Below are 16,965 nucleotides of genomic sequence, written 5' to 3'. Positions count from 1 at the left end.
GATGAGGGGGCCCTTCGCACCTGGGACCCTTGATGACGTGAGTACGCATCGCATCCGCAACCCCATCGGTGGCCATATCCGTGTGGCCGGTGGCCTGGCCACCGTCGGTCTGGCGCACGCCGCCGACATCGGCGCCGAGACCGTCCAGGTCTTCGTCGCCAATCCGCGCGGCTGGGCCACCCCGGCCGGTACGCCCGCCCAGGACGAGGCGTTCCGGGCCGGCTGCGCCGAGCGGTCGATACCGGTGTACGTCCACGCCCCCTACTTGATCAACTTCGGTTCGCACACCGAGGCCACGGCCGAACGCTCCGTCGCGTCCCTGCGCCATTCGCTCCGGCGCGGCCGGGAGATCGGCGCGCTCGGCGTGGTCGTCCACACCGGCTCGGCGACCGGGGGACGTCCGCGTGCCACCGCGATCGCGCAGGTACGGGAGCGGGTGCTGCCGCTGCTGGACGAGCTGACCCGGGACGACGACCCCTGGCTGCTGCTGGAGCCCACCGCGGGGCAGGGCACCTCGCTGTGCGCGCTGGTGGAGGATCTGGGGCCGTACTTCGAGGCGCTGGACCGGCATCCCCGGCTGGGGGTCTGCCTGGACACCTGCCATGTGTTCGCGGCGGGGCATGACCTCGCCGCCCCGGGCGGTGTGAAGCAGACGCTGGACGAGCTGGTGGCCGTCGCCGGTGAGGGGCGGCTCAGACTGATCCACGCCAATGACTCCAAGGACGTGGTCGGCGCCCACAAGGACCGGCACGCGAACATCGGCGCCGGGCATATCGGGGCCGAGCCGTTCCGCGAGCTGTTCGCCCACCCCGCGACCGACGGGGTGCCGCTGGTGATCGAGACGCCGGGCGGTACGGAGGGGCATGCGGCGGACGTGGCCCGGCTGAAGGAACTGCGCTCCGGGGTGGCCTGAGAACGCGCCCGGCGCATTGAGGAATACCCCTAGGGGGTATAACGTTGACATGGTCGACGAATCCGCGATCACCGCTGGGGGTACGGACATGCCACAGCATGAGCACACGCAGAGCGGACCTCATGAGCACCATGGCCAACGCGAACACCACGGGGGCGCGACCAGCTGGTCGATGGCCGCGCAGGCCACCCTGCACTGCCTCACCGGCTGCGCCATCGGCGAGATCGTGGGCATGGCCATCGGCACGGCCCTGGCCTGGCACAACGTCCCGACGATGATCCTGGCGATCGTGCTCGCCTTCGTCTTCGGCTACTCCCTGACGATGCGGGGCGTGCTGCGGGCGGGGCTCGATGTGCGCAGCGCGCTACGGGTGGCGCTGGCGGCCGACACCGTATCGATCACGATCATGGAGCTGGCCGACAACGCGACGATCGTCGTCTTCCCGGGCGCGATGGACGCGACGCTGTCGGACGTTCTCTTCTGGCTCAGCCTGGCCCTGTCGTTCGCGGTGGCGTTCCTGGTCACCACGCCGGTCAACAGGTGGATGATCGGGCGGGGCAAGGGGCATGCGGTGGTCCACCAGTACCACTGACCGCGCCCCGGCGGCCCGGCCCGGAGCTCAGAGCTCCGGGCCGTCGCCCGGCTCCTCCTGGTAGGAGTAGCGCTTCTCCGTCCAGGGGTCGCCGATGTTGTGATAGCCGCGCTCCTCCCAGAAGCCACGGCGGTCGGCGGTCATGTACTCCACCCCGCGCACCCATTTCGGGCCCTTCCAGGCATACAGATGGGGCACCACCAGCCGCACCGGAAAGCCGTGCTCGGCGGTGAGCGGCTCGCCGTCCTTGTGGGTGGCGAAAATCGTGGTCTCCGCCATGAAGTCGGAGAGCCGCAGATTCGAGCTGAACCCGTATTCGGCCCACACCATCACATGGGTGACATCGGGCGCCGGCGGTGCGAGCTTCGCGATCTCCAGCGAGGAAACCCCGCCCCATTCGGCGTCGAGCATGCTGAATTTGGTGACGCAGTGCAGATCGGCCACGACCGTCGAGTACGGCAGGGCCGAGAACTCCTCATGCGTCCAGCAGTGCTTTTCGCCGTCCGCCGTGGCGCCGAAGACCCGGAACTCCCATCGGTCCGGCTTGAACTTGGGGACCGGCCCATAGTGCGTAACCGGCCAACCGCGTTGCAGTCGCTGCCCAGGAGGCAGCTTCGCAAGCTCCCCCTCGCGGCTTTCCGACTGACCCATGGGCTCCATGGTCTCAGACCGCCGGGGGTGGTCGTGACCAGGGCATCAGGGACGGGTACAACTCGCACTAAGCGTGCACTTACTGGACGCCCCAACAGACGCGGTGCGACGATGCGCGGAACCTGCCGTTCCCGATCGGATTGGAAGGAGCCCCTCCGATGCAGGGTGACCCCGAGGTCCTCGAGTTCCTCAACGAGCAGCTGACCGGCGAGCTGACCGCGATCAATCAGTACTTTCTGCACTCAAAGATGCAGGACCACTTTGGCTGGACTCGGCTTGCCAAATACACCCGGTCGGAGTCTTTCGACGAGATGAAGCATGCGGAGATCCTCACCGACCGCATCCTTCTTCTGGATGGGCTGCCCAATTATCAGCGGCTCTTCCATGTCCGGGTGGGCCAGACGCTGACCGAGATGTTCCAGGCCGACCGGCAGGTGGAGATCGAGGCGATCGACCGCCTCAAGCGGGGCATCGAGCTGATGCGGTCCAAGGCGGACATCACCTCGGCGAATCTCTTCGAGTACATCCTCGCCGACGAGGAACTCCACATCGACTATCTCGACACCCAGCTGGAGCTGATCGAGAAGCTCGGCGAGCCGCTCTACATCGCCCAGCAGATCGAGCAGCCCAGCGACAACGGCGACAACTACTCCGGGAACGGCAAGGGCCACTGAGCCCGCGGCCACCGAGCCCACGGCGGCGGAACTCGCGGCGGCAGAGCTCGCGGCGACCGGACCGGTCCCGCCGGTCAGGCCGCCTCGGCCGCCGTCGACCCCGGGAGCGAAGCGGCGGCGGACGCCGTCGTCACGGCCGTGGTCAGGACGACCGGGTCCAGCGCCTCGCGCCGGGGGCAGGCTCCGCGGCCCAGCAGCGCCTGGATCTTCCGCACGCACGATCCGCAGTCCGTGCCCGCCTTGCAGGCACCGGCGATCTGGCGCGGGGTGCACGCGCCCGTTTCCGCGTGCTGACGCACCTGCTGCTCGGTGATCCCGAAGCATGAGCAGACGTACACGGACTCTCCAGCGGTGGCGTCGACGATGGCCTTGATCAGTGAGGTAACCCTTACCTTACCTGCCGCGCCTGACCCCCACAACGCACAGTGGGCGCGGATCCATGTGATCCGCGCCCCACCCGCGTCTTTATGATCTCTGCTGGCCAGGCTCTACTGGCCGGTCCCTACTGGTCCCGGTACATCTCCGCCACCAGGAACGCCAGGTCCAGCGACTGGCTGCGGTTGAGCCGCGGGTCGCACGCCGTCTCGTAGCGCTGGTGCAGATCGTCGACGAAGATCTCGTCGCCGCCGCCCACGCACTCCGTGACATCGTCGCCGGTCAGCTCCACATGGATGCCGCCCGGATGGGTGCCGAGCTCCTTGTGGACCTCGAAGAAGCCCTTGACCTCGTCCAGCACGTCGTCGAAGCGGCGGGTCTTGTGTCCGGAGGCCGCCTCGAAGGTGTTGCCGTGCATCGGGTCGCAGACCCAGGCGACCTGCGCACCCGAGGCGGTCACCTTCTCCACCAGGTTGGGCAGCTTCTCGCGGATCTTGTCCGCGCCCATCCGGGTGATGAAGGTCAGCCGGCCCGGCTCGCGGTCCGGGTCGATCCGCTCGATCAGCGACAGCGCCTCTTCCGGCGTGGTCGTCGGGCCCAGCTTCACGCCCACCGGGTTGCGGACCTTGGAGGCGAACTCGATATGCGCCCCGTCCAGCTGCCGGGTGCGCTCGCCGATCCAGACCATGTGGCCGGAGACGTCGTACAGCTCACCGGTGCGCGAGTCGGTGCGGGTCATCGCCGTCTCGTAGTCCAGGACCAGCGCCTCGTGCGAGGAGAAGAACTCGACCGTCTTGAACTCCTCCGGGTCCACCCCGCAGGCGTTCATGAAGGCCAGCGCCCGGTCGATCTCGCGCGCCAGCGCCTCGTAGCGCTGACCCGAGGGCGAGGACTTCACGAAGTCCTGGTTCCAGGCGTGCACCTGCCGCAGGTCCGCGTAGCCGCCGGTGGTGAAGGCGCGCACCAGGTTCAGCGTCGAGGCCGACGCCTGGTACATCCGCTTCAGCCGCTGCGGGTCCGGGATCCGCGCCTCGGGGGTGAACTCGAACCCGTTGACGGAGTCGCCACGGTAAGTGGGCAGGGTCACCCCGTCCCGGGTCTCGGTCGGCTTGGAGCGCGGCTTGCTGTACTGCCCGGCGATCCGGCCCACCTTCACCACCGGGACGGACCCGGCGTAGGTCAGCACGGCGCCCATCTGGAGGAGCGTCTTGAGCTTGTTCCGGATCTGGTCGGCGCCCACGCCGTCGAATGCCTCGGCGCAGTCACCGCCCTGGAGCAGAAACGCCTCGCCCCGCGCCACGGCCCCCAGGCGGTGCCGCAGCGCGTCGCACTCGCCCGCGAAGACGAGCGGCGGATAGGACTCGAGCTCAGCGATCACATCGCGCAGAGCCGCTCGGTCCGGCCAGTCGGGCTGCTGCGCCGCGGGAAGAGACTGCCAGGTGTGGCCACCGGCGTGGGTTTCAGCGTTCACGGTCACCCGCACAAGGTTACGGGGTCTCCACGGCCGTCCAGCCCGCTGCCCACGGTGTGAGACGGCGCCCCTCACGCTTTGAGCTCGAACCACACCTTCCTGCCAGGTGCGCCCTCGGCGCGGTCGATGCCCCAGGCGTCCGCGATCAGCTCCACCATCGCGAGCCCTCGTCCGCTCTCGCCCCACGACTGAACGACCGTGACCGCCCGCCCTCGCGGACGGGCGGTCACGACACCGATTCCCGCGTACGCTGTCCCCCATGAGCGCCGCGCCGCTGCCGGACTGGGTGATCCCACCTCCCGGCGGATTCACCGCCGAGGATCTCCTGCGGCTGCCCGAACTTCCCCCGCACACCGAGCTCATCGACGGGAGCCTCGTCTTCGTGAGCCCGCAGGAAAAATGGCACAGCCGGGTGATCAATCTGCTGGTCGCGGAGCTGGACCGGCAGGCCCCGGACGGACTGCGGGCCGACCGGGAGATGACCGTACGACTCGCGAAGCGCCAGGCCCCCGAGCCGGACGTGGTCGTGGTGACCAGCGAGGCGTACGACCGCGACGAGCCGTCCACGTACTACGTCCCCGAAGACGTCGTGCTGGCCGTCGAGGCCGTGTCGCCGGACTCGGAGGAGCGGGACCGCGACACCAAGCCCCGGAAGTACGCGAAGGCGGGCATCCGGCACTACTGGCGGGTGGAGAACGACGCGGGGCGGACCGTGGTCTACGTCTACGAACGCGACCCGGCCAACGAGTGCTTCGCCTTGACCGGTATCCACCACAACCAGCTCAAGTGCACGACGCCGTTCACCATCGACATCGACCTCACCTCCGTGGGCAAGCGCTCCGCGTGACGAAGGTCCGCACCAAGCACACGCAGGACGCGTCGCGCAAGAACGGGCGTCCGGGCATCCTCTGGCCGTTTACGGTCATGTCGTGAAGATGTCGTGATGGAACCGTGCATTCCTCGGACGCTGTTCGGGTGACCGGCCCACCCCCGTGGCCGGTCCTCATCCGAAGGAGTGCCCCATGAGGAAGTTGCTCCGCCGCGGTGCCGCCGCCTTCGCGGCCGCCGCCTCGCTCGTACTGATATCGCTGGGCGCCACCCCCGCCCAGGCGGACTCGTCGGCCATCCCGTCGGGGATGACCTGGACCGTGCTCGCGAAGGGGACCGACGGCACGCTCAGGGTGGGCGCGGACTCCGCGACCGACGCGTACAACGGTGACACCGCCGCCACGGCGACACTCCCCATGCTGTGCCTGAGAGTCAATGGCAGCGCCGTGCCCAGTGGGATCACCCCGGACTTCTACGCGGGCTGGGCACGCGGCACCGTGGCCGCGACGCCGCCCGTACTGGGCAAGTCGCTGACCAGCCGGGCCGCGGCGGACGCGATCTGTGCGCGGTACTACGGTGCGGACTGGCGGGAGGCCGAGTTCCACGACGGCCGGTACGGCGCCAACCTGGAGGCGAGCGGTGGCTGGTCCTTCTGGGCGTACGGCTATGTCCCGGACGGCACCCGCTTCTGGACCGCGATCGACGACCAGCCCGCCAACCCCTGGAACTGAGGTAGAGTCCACGGCATGCACGCGCGACTGACCATGACCTGGTGGTGGACCGCTCATCCGGCGGCCCACTGAATCGCGCACTCCCAAGATCTCGCGAAGGCCGCCCGAGGGGCGGCCTTCGGCGTTTCCGCGGGTCGTTCCTCATTCCGGAAGGAACCACCCGCCATGCAGAACCCCCATGCCCAGGCCGTCGTCGCACGGCTGCTCTCCGAGGACGCGCCGCCCTTCGCCCTGCTGCACCGCCGCACCCCCGGCCGGACGCCCGACACCGTCGAGGTGCTGCTCGGACCGGTCGGCGAGGTGGCGCGGCTGACCGACATCCCGCTGCCCACCGGGGCCCCGCGGGACGGCGCCCCGGTGGCGGACGCCCTCGCGCTGGTGCCGTTCCGGCAGATCCATGAGCGCGGGTTCGAGGTGCGCGACGACGGCACACCGCTGGCCGTGCTGCGCCCGGAGGAGCGCTACGAGCTGCCGCTCGCCGAGGCACTGGAGGCGCTGCCCGGGCATCCGGTGCGGGTCGAGGACGGGGCGTTCGACGTGGCCGACGACGCGTACGCGGAGATCGTGAACCGGGTCATCGAGGACGAGATCGGCACCGGGGAGGGCGCCAACTTCGTCATCCGGCGGACCTTCCGGGGCGAGATCCCGGGGTTCGCGAGTACCGACGCGCTCGCGCTCTTCCGGCGGCTGCTGGCCGGGGAGCGGGGCGCGTACTGGACCTATGTCGTGCGGCTGGCGGACGGGCGGACGCTGGTGGGGGCCAGTCCGGAGGTGCATGTGCGGATGTCCGGGGGCACGGTGGTGATGAACCCGATCAGCGGGACGTACCGCTACCCCGAGGGCGGGCCGAGCGCCGAGGGGCTGCTGGAGTTCCTGCACGACCGCAAGGAGGTGGAGGAGCTGTCCATGGTCGTGGACGAGGAGCTGAAGATGATGTGCACCGTCGGCGACATGGGCGGCACCGTGATCGGGCCCCGGCTCAAGGAGATGGCGCACCTCGCGCACACCGAGTACGAGCTGCGCGGCCGCTCCTCGCTCGACGTCCGCGAGGTGCTCCGCGAGACGATGTTCGCGGCGACCGTCACCGGCTCCCCGGTGCAGAACGCGTGCCGGGTGATCGAGCGGTACGAGCCCGGCGGCCGCGGCTACTACGCCGGGGCGCTCGCGCTGATCGGCCGGGACGGCGGCGGTGCCCAGACCCTGGACTCGCCGATCCTGATCCGCACCGCCGACATCGACGCCGGGGGATCGCTGAAGGTGGCCGTCGGCGCCACGCTGGTCCGCCACTCGGATCCGCGCGGCGAAGTGGCCGAGACCCATGCGAAGGCGGCCGGGGTGCTGACCGCGCTGGGCGTGCGGCCCGCGCCCGTACGGCCCGAGGCGGAGGGCCCACGGCCGCGGCTCACGGACGATCCGCGGGTAAGGGCGGCGCTGGACGCGCGGCGGGCGGACCTGGCGCCGTTCTGGCTGCGGATGCAGGCCCCCGAGGAGCCCCAGGCCGGGGGGTTGTCCGGGCATGCCCTGGTGATCGACGCCGAGGACACCTTCACCGCGATGCTGGCGCATCTGCTGCGCAACTCGGGGCTGACCGTGACCGTGCGGCGGTACGACGAGCCGGGGGTACGGGAGGCGGCGCTGGCACACCAGGGGCCCGTGGTGCTCGGCCCGGGTCCCGGCGACCCGGGCGACCGGGCCGACCCGAAGATGCGGTTCCTGCGGGCGCTGGCCGCCGAGCTGGTGGCCGGGCACCGCCACGGGCTGCTGGGGGTGTGCCTGGGGAACGAGCTGATCGCGGCCGAGCTGGGGCTGGAGATCGTGCGCAAGGACGTGCCGTTCCAGGGCGCCCAGGAGCGGATCGACTTCTTCGGGCGCGCGGAGACCGTCGGCTTCTACAACACCTTCACGGCGCGCTGTGACGAGGCGGCGGAGACGGAGCTGGCGATGCACCGCGTGGAGCTGAGCCGGGATCCGGCGACCGGCGATGTGCACGCGCTGCGCGGGCCGGGCTTCGCCGGGGTGCAGTTCCACCCGGAGTCGGTGCTGTCGCGGGACGGGGCGGCGCTGGTGGCGGAGCTGCTGGCGGCCGTCACGGTCTGAAGGGGCGGCGGGCCCGAGGGGCGAGCTGCTCCGAAGGCCCCCGCCCGAGGGTCCGCTGGTTCGACGGGCCCACCGGCCCGGAGGGCGGCGTGACGATGGGCCGGGCGCGGTTTCCGCGCCCGGCCCATCGCCGTACTGCACCCAGACGGCCTCAGCCGAAGAAGACCTCGGCCTCGGCGTAGAGCGAGGGATCGACCGTCTTGAGCCGTGCGGTCGCCTCGGCAAGCGGTACCCGGATGATGTCGGTGCCGCGCAGCGCGACCATCTTTCCGAAGTCCTCGTCCCGGACCGCGTCGATGGCGTGCAGCCCGAAGCGGGTGGCGAGCCAGCGGTCGAAGGCGCTGGGCGTGCCCCCGCGCTGGACATGGCCGAGGACGGTGGTGCGGGCCTCCTTGCCGGTGCGCTTCTCGATCTCCTTGGCCAGCCACTCGCCGACCCCGGAGAGCCGGACATGGCCGAAGGAGTCCAGCGTGTCGTCCTTGAGGACGGCGTCGCCGTCCCTGGGCATCGCGCCCTCGGCGATGACCACGATCGGGGCGTAGCGGATCTTGAAACGGGACTCGACCCAGGCGCAGACCTGGTCGACGTCGAAGCGCTGTTCGGGGAGGAGGATGACATTGGCACCGCCGGCCAGCCCCGAGTGCAGGGCGATCCACCCGGCGTGACGGCCCATCACCTCGACGACGAGCACGCGCATATGCGATTCGGCGGTGGTGTGGAGCCGGTCGATGGCCTCGGTGGCGATGTTGACGGCGGTGTCGAAGCCGAAGGTGTAGTCGGTGGCGGACAGATCGTTGTCGATGGTCTTGGGGACGCCGACACAGCGGATGCCGTAGTCGCCGGAGAGCCGGGCGGCGACGCCGAGCGTGTCCTCGCCGCCGATCGCGATCAGCGCGTCGACCTCCTGCTTGGCCAGGGTCTCCTTGACCCGGCGGATGCCGTCCTCGCTCTTGAGCGGGTTGGTGCGGGAGGAGCCGAGGATGGTGCCGCCGCGCGGCAGGATGCCGCGCACCGCGCGGATGTCGAGGGGAACGGTGTCGTTCTCGAGAGGGCCGCGCCAGCCGTCCCGGAAGCCGATGAAGTCATAGCCGTATTCCTGTACGCCCTTGCGCACGACGGCGCGGATGACCGCGTTGAGCCCGGGGCAGTCACCGCCGCCGGTCAGCACTCCGACCCGCATCGTTTCTTCCCTTCTCCCGTGGAATCCCGTGATTGGGCCCGGTACGGAGAGCCACGCTAACGGTGATCCAGGTCACACGGGATGGGGCGTCGGACGATTCCCGTGCGGATCAGGGGAGTTGGTTTTGAACTTCACCCGTACGAGGGGGTGACGCGCTGTCACCGGACGCGGCCGGACGGCGTCAGGCGTCGTCCAGGCCGCGCTCGATGGCGTAGCGGACCAGCTCCACGCGATTGTGCAGCTGGAGCTTGCCGAGGGTGTTCTGGACGTGGTTCTGCACCGTGCGGTGCGAGATGACCAGCCGCTCGGCGATCTGCTTGTACGAAAGCCCCTTGGCCACCAGCCGCAGCACCTCCGTCTCACGCTCGGTGAGCTGCGGGGCGGCGGGCCGGTCGGCGGCGGTGGGGGTGGGCTCGCCCGCGAGCCGCCGGTACTCACCGAGCACCAGGCCCGCGAGGCCGGGGGTGAACACCGGGTCGCCGGCCGCCGTGCGGCCCACCGCGTCCAGCAGCTCCTCGGTGCTGGCCGACTTCAGCAGATAGCCGGTGGCCCCGGACTTGACCGCCTCCAGGACGTCCGCGTGCTCACCGCTCGCGGAGAGCACCAGCACCCGCAGTTCGGGGCGGTCGGCGAGGACCTCCTTGCACACCTCGACCCCGGGCAGCCCGGGCAGGTTGAGGTCGAGCACCAGGACGTCGGGCCCCGCGGCCTTGGCCCGGCGGACCGCCTGCGGTCCGTCCCCGGCCGTGGCCACCACGTCGAACCCGGCCTCGGCCAGGTCCCGGGCCACCGCGTCACGCCACATCGGATGGTCGTCGACCACCATCACCGTCACCGGGCGGCCGTCGTGCTGAGCGGTCATCGTGCCGCTTCCCCCTTCTGCTTCGCCTTCTTCGCCGACGCCTTCGGAACCGTCAACTCCACCTCGGTGCCCTGCCCCGGCGCCGAGATCCACTCGGCGGTGCCGCCGAGGTCGCGCAGCCGCCCCCGGATCGACAGGGCCACCCCCAGCCGCCCCTCCGCCTCGGCGTCCGCCAGCCGCCCCTCGGGGATGCCGGGGCCGTCGTCCCGTACGGTCACCATCACCGCGTCCGGCTCGTCCTCCAGCAGGATCCAGGCGTGGGCGTCCTCCCCGGCGTGGACCCGCACGTTGTCCAGGGAGGCGCCGACGGCGGCGGCCAACTCCCCGGCGACGCCCGCCGGGAGGAGCACCGGGGCGCCCGGCTCGGAGAAGGTGACCCGGGAGCCCGCGTGCGGGGCCAGCAGGGCCCGCAGATCGCAGGGGCCGCCGTCGGAGCGCTCGGGGTCGGGCGGGCAGGGCGCGACCGGCGGGTCGTCGGCGTCCGGGAGGGCGCCCGGGTCGGCCGCGGCCTCCGTCCCGTCCCCCGTACGCGGCCGGGTCACCAGACCGGTGGAGACCAGGGTGCGCAGCGCGATCTCCTGCTCCCCCGCCATCCGGCCGAGTTCGGCCGCCTCGCCGCCGATCGCGGCGCCGCGCCGCTGCACCATGGCGAGCACCTGGAGCACGCTGTCGTGGATGTCGCGGGCCAGCCGCTCCCGCTCCCGGGTGGCCGCCTCGATGCGCAGCGCGCGGGCGAGGGTGCGCTCACTGGCGCGGGCCACCTCGACCACATAGCCGATGCCCACGCTCGCCACCCACACCAACGCCAGCATGTGGACGGTGTCCTGGGCGAATCCGCCGCGCTCGATCACATTGGCGGCGCAGACCACGGTGGAGGCCGAGGCGCCCCAGCGCCAGCCGCCCTTGATGGCGAAGCCGAGGACCGCGCCCATCGTCCATATGGAAGGCAGCGTGGGCGTGCCCTCGGCGATCCGGTCGTGGCTGTCCACGAGCGGGGTGAGCAGAATGCCGGTCACCGCGATGCCGAGGTCGCCGACGAGGAACCGCCGGGTGCAGCGCTCGGCGGAGGTGACCATCCGGAAGGTGAGCGCCGTCCACAGCGTCAGCACCGCCATGTAGACGACGGCGCCGATCGGATGGTCGTAGTCGTCGAAGGAGTAGACGCACAGGCCGAGCGCGTAGAGCAGGGTGAGTACCCGGTAGGCGGTCAACGCCTGCCACAGCGGCTGTTCGACGGACATCCGCACCACGCGCTCGCCCCCGGCGCGCTCCCGTCCGGACCGCTCCCTGGACCGCTCCGTCAACGTCCCCCACCCCCGGTGCCGACGCGGCTCAAGCGCCGGACTTGTGTTTGTCCTTCTCCTTCTCGGCCTGCTTCTTCTCGGCCTGCTTCCGGGCCGTCTCCGCCTCCGCGATCTGCCGCTTGGCGGCGGTGGCGTAGACGTCCACGTACTCCTGGCCGGAGAGCTTCATGATCTCGTACATGACCTCGTCGGTCACCGAGCGCAGGATGAAGCGGTCGCCGTCCATGCCGTGGTAGCGGCTGAAGTCCAGCGGCTTGCCGATCCGGATGCCGGGCCGCATCAGCTTCGGCATGACCTTGCCGGGAGGCTGGATCTTCTCGGTGTCGATCATCGCAACCGGGATCACCGGGGCGCCGGTCGCGAGCGCGACCCTGGCCAGACCGCCCGGCTTGCCCCGGTAGAGCCGGCCGTCGGGCGAGCGGGTGCCCTCGGGGTAGATGCCGAAGAGCTCACCCCGCTTGATCACATCGATGCCCGCCTTGATGGCGGCCTCACCGGCGCCGCGCGAGCCCGAGCGGTCCACCGGGAGTTGCCCGACGCCCTTGAAGAAGGCCGCGGTGAGCCGCCCCTTGACCCCGGGGGTGGTGAAGTACTCCTGCTTGGCGATGAAGGTGACCTTGCGGTCGAGCACCGCGGGCAGGAAGAAGGAGTCGGAGAAGGAGAGGTGGTTGCTCGCGAGGATGGCCGGACCCTCGGCGGGGACGTGCTCCAGCCCCTCCACCCAGGGCCGGAAGGTGAGCTTCAAGGCGCCACCCACCGACAGCTTCATTGCGCTGTAGAACAACCGGGACCTCCTGTATCCGACGAGGAGACCTTAACCTGCCTACCCCGTATGCGGCGCGCCGCGTACGCTGAGGACGTCGAGCCCGCTTCCCCAGCGAACGGAGATCCGTGGTGCCGCTCCTGCCCGGAGCCGAGCCGTTCCGCCACGACGGCGGAGAGATCGGCGTCCTCGTCTGTCACGGATTCACCGGCTCCCCACAGTCCGTCCGGCCCTGGGCCGACCATCTCGCAGCACGTGGTCTGACCGTCTCGCTGCCGCTGCTTCCCGGCCATGGCACGCGCTGGCAGGATCTCGCCGTCACCGGCTGGCAGGACTGGTACGCGGAGGTGGACCGCGAGCTGACCAGGCTCTCCCGGTCCTGTGAGCGGGTGTTCGTCTGCGGGCTCTCGATGGGCGGGGCGCTGGCGCTCCGGCTGGCGGCCCAGCACGGCGCGGCGATCAGCGGCGTGGCCGTGGTGAATCCGGCCAACCGCATCCACGATCCGCTGGCCGTGGCCCTTCCGGTGCTGCGTCATCTGGTGCCGTCGGTGAAGGGCATCGTGAGCGACATCGCCAAGCCGGGGGCGCGGGAGTCCGGCTACGAGCGGATGCCGCTGCACGCCGTGCACTCGATGCGCCGCTTCTACCGGGTGGTCGACGCCGAACTGCCGCAGGTGACCCAGCCGCTGCTGGTGATGCACAGCCCGCAGGACCATGTGGTGCCGCCGGCCGACTCCGAGCGCATCCTGAGTCAGGTGTCCTCGCGGGACGTCACCGAGCGGCTGCTGGAGCGCAGCTACCACGTGGCGACGCTGGACCACGACGCCGAGTTCATCTTCGAGGAGACGGACACGTTCATCACCCGGCTGACGGCGGGTATGGGTGAGGACACCACCCGGACCGGGCTCGGGAAGGGCAGTGGAAAGGAGGGGGCGGCGGCCAGTGGCTGAGCGCGACTCGAATGAGAACGAGGCGGACGCGCGGCGGGACGACGACGCCGCCTTCGCCGCGATCGTCGCCGCGTACGGGGAGGAGCCGCCGGACCCGCCGGGCGCCGAGCGATGGCCCGCCGCCGAGAACCTCAACGAGGACCGGGACCGGGACCGGGACCGCCGGTCCGCGGCGGACGGCGACACCGACACCGACACCGACGCCGAGGCCGACGGGTCCGGTGGCGGCGAGGCGGCCACGGGCGGGCTGACCAAGCCCGACAAGACCGGGAAGCCGGGCGGCTTCATCGTCTACGCCCCGGGGGTGGGCCCCCGCGACTGGGAGCCCGAGGAGCCGTCCGAGGACGACTTCGACGAGACCGACGAGGGCCACTTCGTCCCGCCCGAGCCGCCCCCGCTGCCCGAGTCCGACACCACCTCCCGCTTCGCCTGGCTCGGAGTGCTGGGCGGGCCGCTGCTGCTGCTCGGAGTGGTGCTGTTCCAGGTGGAGATGGTCTGGTGGATCGCCACGCTGGGCGTCGGCGGATTCCTGGGCGGCTTCGTCACACTGGTGCTGCGGATGAAGGACGACGACGAGGACGAGGACGAGGACCCGGGGCGCGGCGCCGTCGTCTGACCGCTCCGGAGCCGGGCGCGCCCCGGCTCCGGTTCACACCCGGCCGCTCAGACCGGGGACACCCGGGGCAGTCTGAGCGCGGCCAGCACCGGAAGGTGGTCCGTGGCCGCGCGGAGGTCCGCGTCGGTGACGCCCGGCAGCCCGGCCGGGACCCCACAGCCGATGATCTCGATGCCCTCCGAGGCGAAGATCCCGTCGATGCGCTGGTGCGGGTCCGTGGGGGAGAAGGTGGCCTCGCTCCCCCAGGGCTCGGTGGCCCAGCCGTCCCGCAGCTTCCCCGCGATCCGGCGGAAGGCGCGGCCGTCCGGTCGGTCGTTGATGTCACCGGCCGCGAGGGCGTACGGGACGTCCAGCCCGGTCAGATGGTCCAGCAGCATCCCGGCCTGTTCGTAGCGCTCGGCCTCGGCGAGGCTCAGATGGCAGCTGACCACGCCGAGCCGGACGCCGTTGCCACCCCCGTTCTCCGGGCGGCCGCTGTCGCGGAGGCCAATGTCGCGCAGGCCGGTGTCGCGGTGGCCGCCGCCGAAGCGCAGCACGGCGGTGGCGAAACCGCGGCGGTGCAGTCCGGGGACGCGCGGCAGCAGGGTGTCCTCGGCGCGCTCCACATGGGCGCGCAGCGAGGTGAGGATCATCGGGCCGGCGGCGGTGGCCCCGCCCGTGGTGTAGACGAGGCCGGTCTCCCGGGCCAGCCAGGCGGCGGCCTTGCGCCAGCGGAAGAAGCGCGGCGCCTCCTGGACGCAGACGACATCGGGGGCACAGGCCCGGATCACCCGGGCCAGCGCCTCGCGGTCGTCCCGCATCGAGCGGATGTTGTAGCTGAGCACCCGCACCACCGCCGCTTCCGGGCCGGTGGTGGATCCGGGCAGGTCCGCGAGCGGCACGTTCCCCCCTCGCGTCTCAGCCCTGGCGAGCCAGGTCGGCGGCGCCGACGAGCCCGGCCTTGCCGCCGAGCTGGGCGGCGAGCACCTGGGCGTGCGGACGCCACTGATTGCCCACCAGCCAGCGCCGGAAGGACTTGCGGATCGGCTCCAGGACGAGATCGCCCTCGTCGGAGACCCCGCCGCCGACGATGAACGCCGAGGGGTCGAAGAGCGAGGCGAGGTCGGCGAGCCCGGCCCCGGCCCAGCGGGCCAGCTCGCGGAAGGAGTCGATGGCGACGGGGTCGCCCTGGCGGGCGGCGTCGCTGATGTGCTTGCCCTCGATGCCCTCGGAGGTGCCGTCGCCGAGGCCGAGCAGGACCGTGGCGTTCTCCGGGGTGGCGGCGGCGCGCTGCTTGGCGTAGCGGACCAGGGCGCGGCCGGAGGCGTACTGCTCCCAGCAGCCCTGGCTGCCGCAGCCGCACAGCAGTCCGTCCGGGACGACCCTTATGTGGCCGAACTCGGCCGCGACGCCGAACCGGCCGCGGTGCAGCTTGCCGCCGATGATGATGCCGCCGCCGAGGCCGGTGCCGAGGGTGATGCACACGACGTCGTCATGGCCGACCCCGGCGCCGAAGCGGTACTCGCCCCAGGCCGCGGCGTTCGCGTCGTTCTCCACCACGACGGGCAGGCCGACGCGCTGCTCGACCTTGTCCTTGAGCGCCTCGTGCCGCCAGTTGATGTTGGGCGCGAAGAGCACCGTGGCGCGCTTGTCGTCCACATAGCCGGCCGCGCCGATGCCGACGGCCTCGATCTCATGCCCCTCGCTGACGATGCGCACCGCGTCCGCGATGGCGTCGACGACTCCCTCGGGAGTGTGCGGGGTCGAAACCTGGCTCGTCTCGAGAATCGAGCCCTCTTCGTCGACCACGCCGGCCGCGATCTTCGTGCCGCCGATGTCGACGCCGATGGTGAGTCCCATGAGTCCCTCAGTTATTTGGTCGAACCCCGCCGAGGCTAACGGTACCGGAGGTGTCGCTCAGTCGAGGTCGATGTGTTCACTACTCGAACTCTCGGATTTCTCGCCGTCGCCCTTGGGGTCACCCTCCGTGCCCTGGGTCCAGCGTCGCTCCTGGCCGGTAACGGCGGCGCGATAGGCGGCGAGCAGCTCGGATCCGGCGCTGGCGAGATGTTCGAAAACCTCTGGATTGCGCTCTATGACCGGTTCTACGCCGGCTTTCGCCTGTGCGATCAATTGTTGTACGGCCCCCTGAACTGCCGTCCCGGCGATCGGCGTCTGGGCGACCTTCTCGGCGAGCGCGTCGGCCAGCTTGAGGAACTCCTCGGCCACGCTTCCCGGCTCCTCGGTGGTCTGCCGGGCCCGCTGCCTGGCCCGCTCGGCCGCGAGGTCCTCCTCACAGGCCCGCTCCCAGGCGTCGGGATCGATCTCGGTGACCGGCACTTCGGTGACCGGGGGCTCCGGGGGGCGCTCGGTGGCATCGCTCATGGCGAACTCCTGCGGCGGGGATGCGGGCTGCCCGGTGACGTTCATCCGGGCTTGTGACCGACGTTACCCGAAGGAGGGGGGTGGGGTCAGAGCCGGAGACCGGCCGTCGTGGACGCGGGTGTCAGAGCCGCTTCGGCCACAGGTCCAGGTCGGGGGTGAAGCGCACCTGGAGCCATCCGTCGCGCAGCCCGGCGCCGGACACGGTGCAGCGGCGCAGCGCGGACGGCAGCGGCAGCACCCGGTGGAACGGCGCGACGGTGACGATCAGTTCGTCGCCCCGGCGCACCAGGGAGAGCCCGTCGCGGCCGGCGCCGGGCAGCGGCAGCCGCCACAGCAGCACCCCGGCCTCGGCCAGCCGGTCCTCGACGGTCCAGGGGTCGGGGGCGGGGCGGTCGGGCCGCGCCCCGGGGGCCCCGACGGCCCCGGCGAGGTCGGCGAGCCCGGCCGGGGCACGCCGGACGCCGTCGCCGGGGTGCGGCTCGGCGGAGTACGGCTCGGCGGAGTACGGCTCGGCGGAGTACGGCTCGGCGGAGTACGGCTCGGCGGAGTACGGCTCGGCGGAGTACGGCTCGACCGAGTGCGGCTCGGCGGGCC

At 71.3% G+C, this 16,965-nt stretch carries 20 protein-coding genes and 1 pseudogene; 9 read left to right on the top strand and 12 right to left on the bottom strand.

Annotated elements, in window-relative coordinates; all coding sequences use genetic code 11:
* The first annotated feature begins 1 nt into the window (after position 1).
* A complete protein-coding gene (locus tag ABD329_RS27960) occupies positions 2–913 on the top strand; it encodes a deoxyribonuclease IV (RefSeq protein ID WP_198278594.1) in 912 nt (303 codons plus the stop codon).
* Positions 914–962: 49 nt separating this feature from the next.
* The gene (locus ABD329_RS27955) at positions 963–1,505 is read left to right on the top strand and encodes a DUF4396 domain-containing protein (protein WP_425574387.1); all 543 of its coding nucleotides are present in this window, start codon (positions 963–965) and stop codon (positions 1,503–1,505) included.
* Positions 1,506–1,532: 27 nt separating this feature from the next.
* Here the strand turns inward: ABD329_RS27955 and ABD329_RS27950 are convergent, their stop codons facing one another.
* Positions 1,533–2,156: a sulfite oxidase-like oxidoreductase gene (locus ABD329_RS27950; RefSeq protein ID WP_198278595.1), complete on the bottom strand. Its 624-nt coding sequence runs from the start codon at positions 2,154–2,156 to the stop codon at positions 1,533–1,535.
* Between the two features lie 158 nt (positions 2,157–2,314).
* On the opposite strand from ABD329_RS27950, the gene bfr reads away from it, so the two are divergent.
* Complete coding sequence (gene bfr, locus ABD329_RS27945) at positions 2,315–2,830, top strand: bacterioferritin (RefSeq protein ID WP_198278596.1); 516 nt, start codon at positions 2,315–2,317, stop codon at positions 2,828–2,830.
* 74 nt (positions 2,831–2,904) lie between these two features.
* On the opposite strand, the gene ABD329_RS27940 is transcribed toward bfr, so the two are convergent.
* The 3 genes from ABD329_RS27940 to ABD329_RS27930 all read right to left on the bottom strand — a co-directional run bounded on the left by ABD329_RS27940 (position 2,905) and on the right by ABD329_RS27930 (position 4,906).
* The gene (locus ABD329_RS27940) at positions 2,905–3,168 is read right to left on the bottom strand and encodes a (2Fe-2S)-binding protein (RefSeq protein ID WP_198278597.1); all 264 of its coding nucleotides are present in this window, start codon (positions 3,166–3,168) and stop codon (positions 2,905–2,907) included.
* A gap of 164 nt (positions 3,169–3,332) precedes the next feature.
* Entirely contained in the window at positions 3,333–4,682 is a 1,350-nt protein-coding gene (locus ABD329_RS27935) for a class II 3-deoxy-7-phosphoheptulonate synthase (RefSeq protein WP_198278598.1), read from the bottom strand.
* Positions 4,683–4,747: 65 nt separating this feature from the next.
* Positions 4,748–4,906, bottom strand: a complete 159-nt coding sequence (locus tag ABD329_RS27930; RefSeq protein ID WP_198278599.1) for an ATP-binding protein — start codon at positions 4,904–4,906, stop codon at positions 4,748–4,750.
* Positions 4,907–4,935: 29 nt separating this feature from the next.
* Between ABD329_RS27930 and ABD329_RS27925 the strand changes: the two genes are divergently transcribed.
* The 4 genes from ABD329_RS27925 (at position 4,936) to ABD329_RS27915 (ending at position 8,332) form a co-directional block, all read left to right on the top strand.
* On the top strand, positions 4,936–5,523 hold the full coding sequence (locus ABD329_RS27925) for a Uma2 family endonuclease (RefSeq protein WP_198278600.1): 588 nt from the start codon (positions 4,936–4,938) through the stop codon (positions 5,521–5,523).
* Between the two features lie 175 nt (positions 5,524–5,698).
* Entirely contained in the window at positions 5,699–6,235 is a 537-nt protein-coding gene (locus tag ABD329_RS27920; protein ID WP_198278601.1) for a hypothetical protein, read from the top strand.
* Between the two features lie 15 nt (positions 6,236–6,250).
* On the top strand, positions 6,251–6,307 hold the full coding sequence (locus ABD329_RS48315) for a trp operon leader peptide (RefSeq protein WP_198268090.1): 57 nt from the start codon (positions 6,251–6,253) through the stop codon (positions 6,305–6,307).
* 93 nt (positions 6,308–6,400) lie between these two features.
* Positions 6,401–8,332 (top strand): anthranilate synthase family protein, encoded by a 1,932-nt coding sequence (locus ABD329_RS27915; protein WP_198278602.1) that lies wholly within the window; start codon positions 6,401–6,403, stop codon positions 8,330–8,332.
* 151 nt (positions 8,333–8,483) lie between these two features.
* Here ABD329_RS27915 and ABD329_RS27910 read toward each other — a convergent pair whose 3' ends face one another.
* The 4 genes from ABD329_RS27910 to ABD329_RS27895 all read right to left on the bottom strand — a co-directional run bounded on the left by ABD329_RS27910 (position 8,484) and on the right by ABD329_RS27895 (position 12,447).
* Positions 8,484–9,512, bottom strand: a complete 1,029-nt coding sequence (locus ABD329_RS27910; RefSeq protein WP_198278603.1) for a 6-phosphofructokinase — start codon at positions 9,510–9,512, stop codon at positions 8,484–8,486.
* A 181-nt stretch (positions 9,513–9,693) separates the two neighbouring features.
* Entirely contained in the window at positions 9,694–10,374 is a 681-nt protein-coding gene (locus ABD329_RS27905) for a response regulator (protein WP_344317083.1), read from the bottom strand.
* Complete coding sequence (macS, locus tag ABD329_RS27900) at positions 10,371–11,615, bottom strand: MacS family sensor histidine kinase (RefSeq protein ID WP_425574391.1); 1,245 nt, start codon at positions 11,613–11,615, stop codon at positions 10,371–10,373. The genes ABD329_RS27905 and macS overlap by 4 nt, the downstream gene beginning before the upstream one ends.
* A 91-nt stretch (positions 11,616–11,706) precedes the next feature.
* On the bottom strand, positions 11,707–12,447 hold the full coding sequence (locus ABD329_RS27895) for a lysophospholipid acyltransferase family protein (RefSeq protein WP_344317091.1): 741 nt from the start codon (positions 12,445–12,447) through the stop codon (positions 11,707–11,709).
* Between the two features lie 125 nt (positions 12,448–12,572).
* Here ABD329_RS27895 and ABD329_RS27890 point away from each other — a divergent pair, with 125 nt between their 5' ends.
* Together ABD329_RS27890 and ABD329_RS27885 are read left to right on the top strand one after the other, a co-directional pair.
* Entirely contained in the window at positions 12,573–13,391 is an 819-nt protein-coding gene (locus tag ABD329_RS27890) for an alpha/beta hydrolase (protein WP_344317082.1), read from the top strand.
* Entirely contained in the window at positions 13,384–14,007 is a 624-nt protein-coding gene (locus ABD329_RS27885; RefSeq protein ID WP_344317081.1) for a hypothetical protein, read from the top strand. Before ABD329_RS27890 ends, ABD329_RS27885 begins: the two co-directional genes overlap by 8 nt.
* A 47-nt stretch (positions 14,008–14,054) precedes the next feature.
* Here ABD329_RS27885 and ABD329_RS27880 read toward each other — a convergent pair whose 3' ends face one another.
* The 4 genes and pseudogenes from ABD329_RS27880 to ABD329_RS48310 all read right to left on the bottom strand — a co-directional run.
* Positions 14,055–14,888, bottom strand: a complete 834-nt coding sequence (locus tag ABD329_RS27880; protein ID WP_344317080.1) for an endonuclease/exonuclease/phosphatase family protein — start codon at positions 14,886–14,888, stop codon at positions 14,055–14,057.
* A 16-nt stretch (positions 14,889–14,904) separates the two neighbouring features.
* On the bottom strand, positions 14,905–15,846 hold the full coding sequence (locus tag ABD329_RS27875) for an ROK family glucokinase (protein WP_020872028.1): 942 nt from the start codon (positions 15,844–15,846) through the stop codon (positions 14,905–14,907).
* 57 nt (positions 15,847–15,903) lie between these two features.
* A complete protein-coding gene (locus ABD329_RS27870; RefSeq protein WP_344317079.1) occupies positions 15,904–16,371 on the bottom strand; it encodes a DUF5304 family protein in 468 nt (155 codons plus the stop codon).
* Between the two features lie 121 nt (positions 16,372–16,492).
* Positions 16,493–16,690, bottom strand: a pseudogene (locus ABD329_RS48310) (ArsA family ATPase); the annotation flags it as partial.
* Positions 16,691–16,965: the final 275 nt, after the last annotated feature.

It is taken from the genome of Streptomyces javensis, assembly GCF_039525925.1.
Classification (GTDB): Bacteria; Actinomycetota; Actinomycetes; order Streptomycetales; family Streptomycetaceae; genus Streptomyces; species Streptomyces asiaticus.
This window is presented reverse-complemented; position numbering and strand designations above follow the sequence as displayed.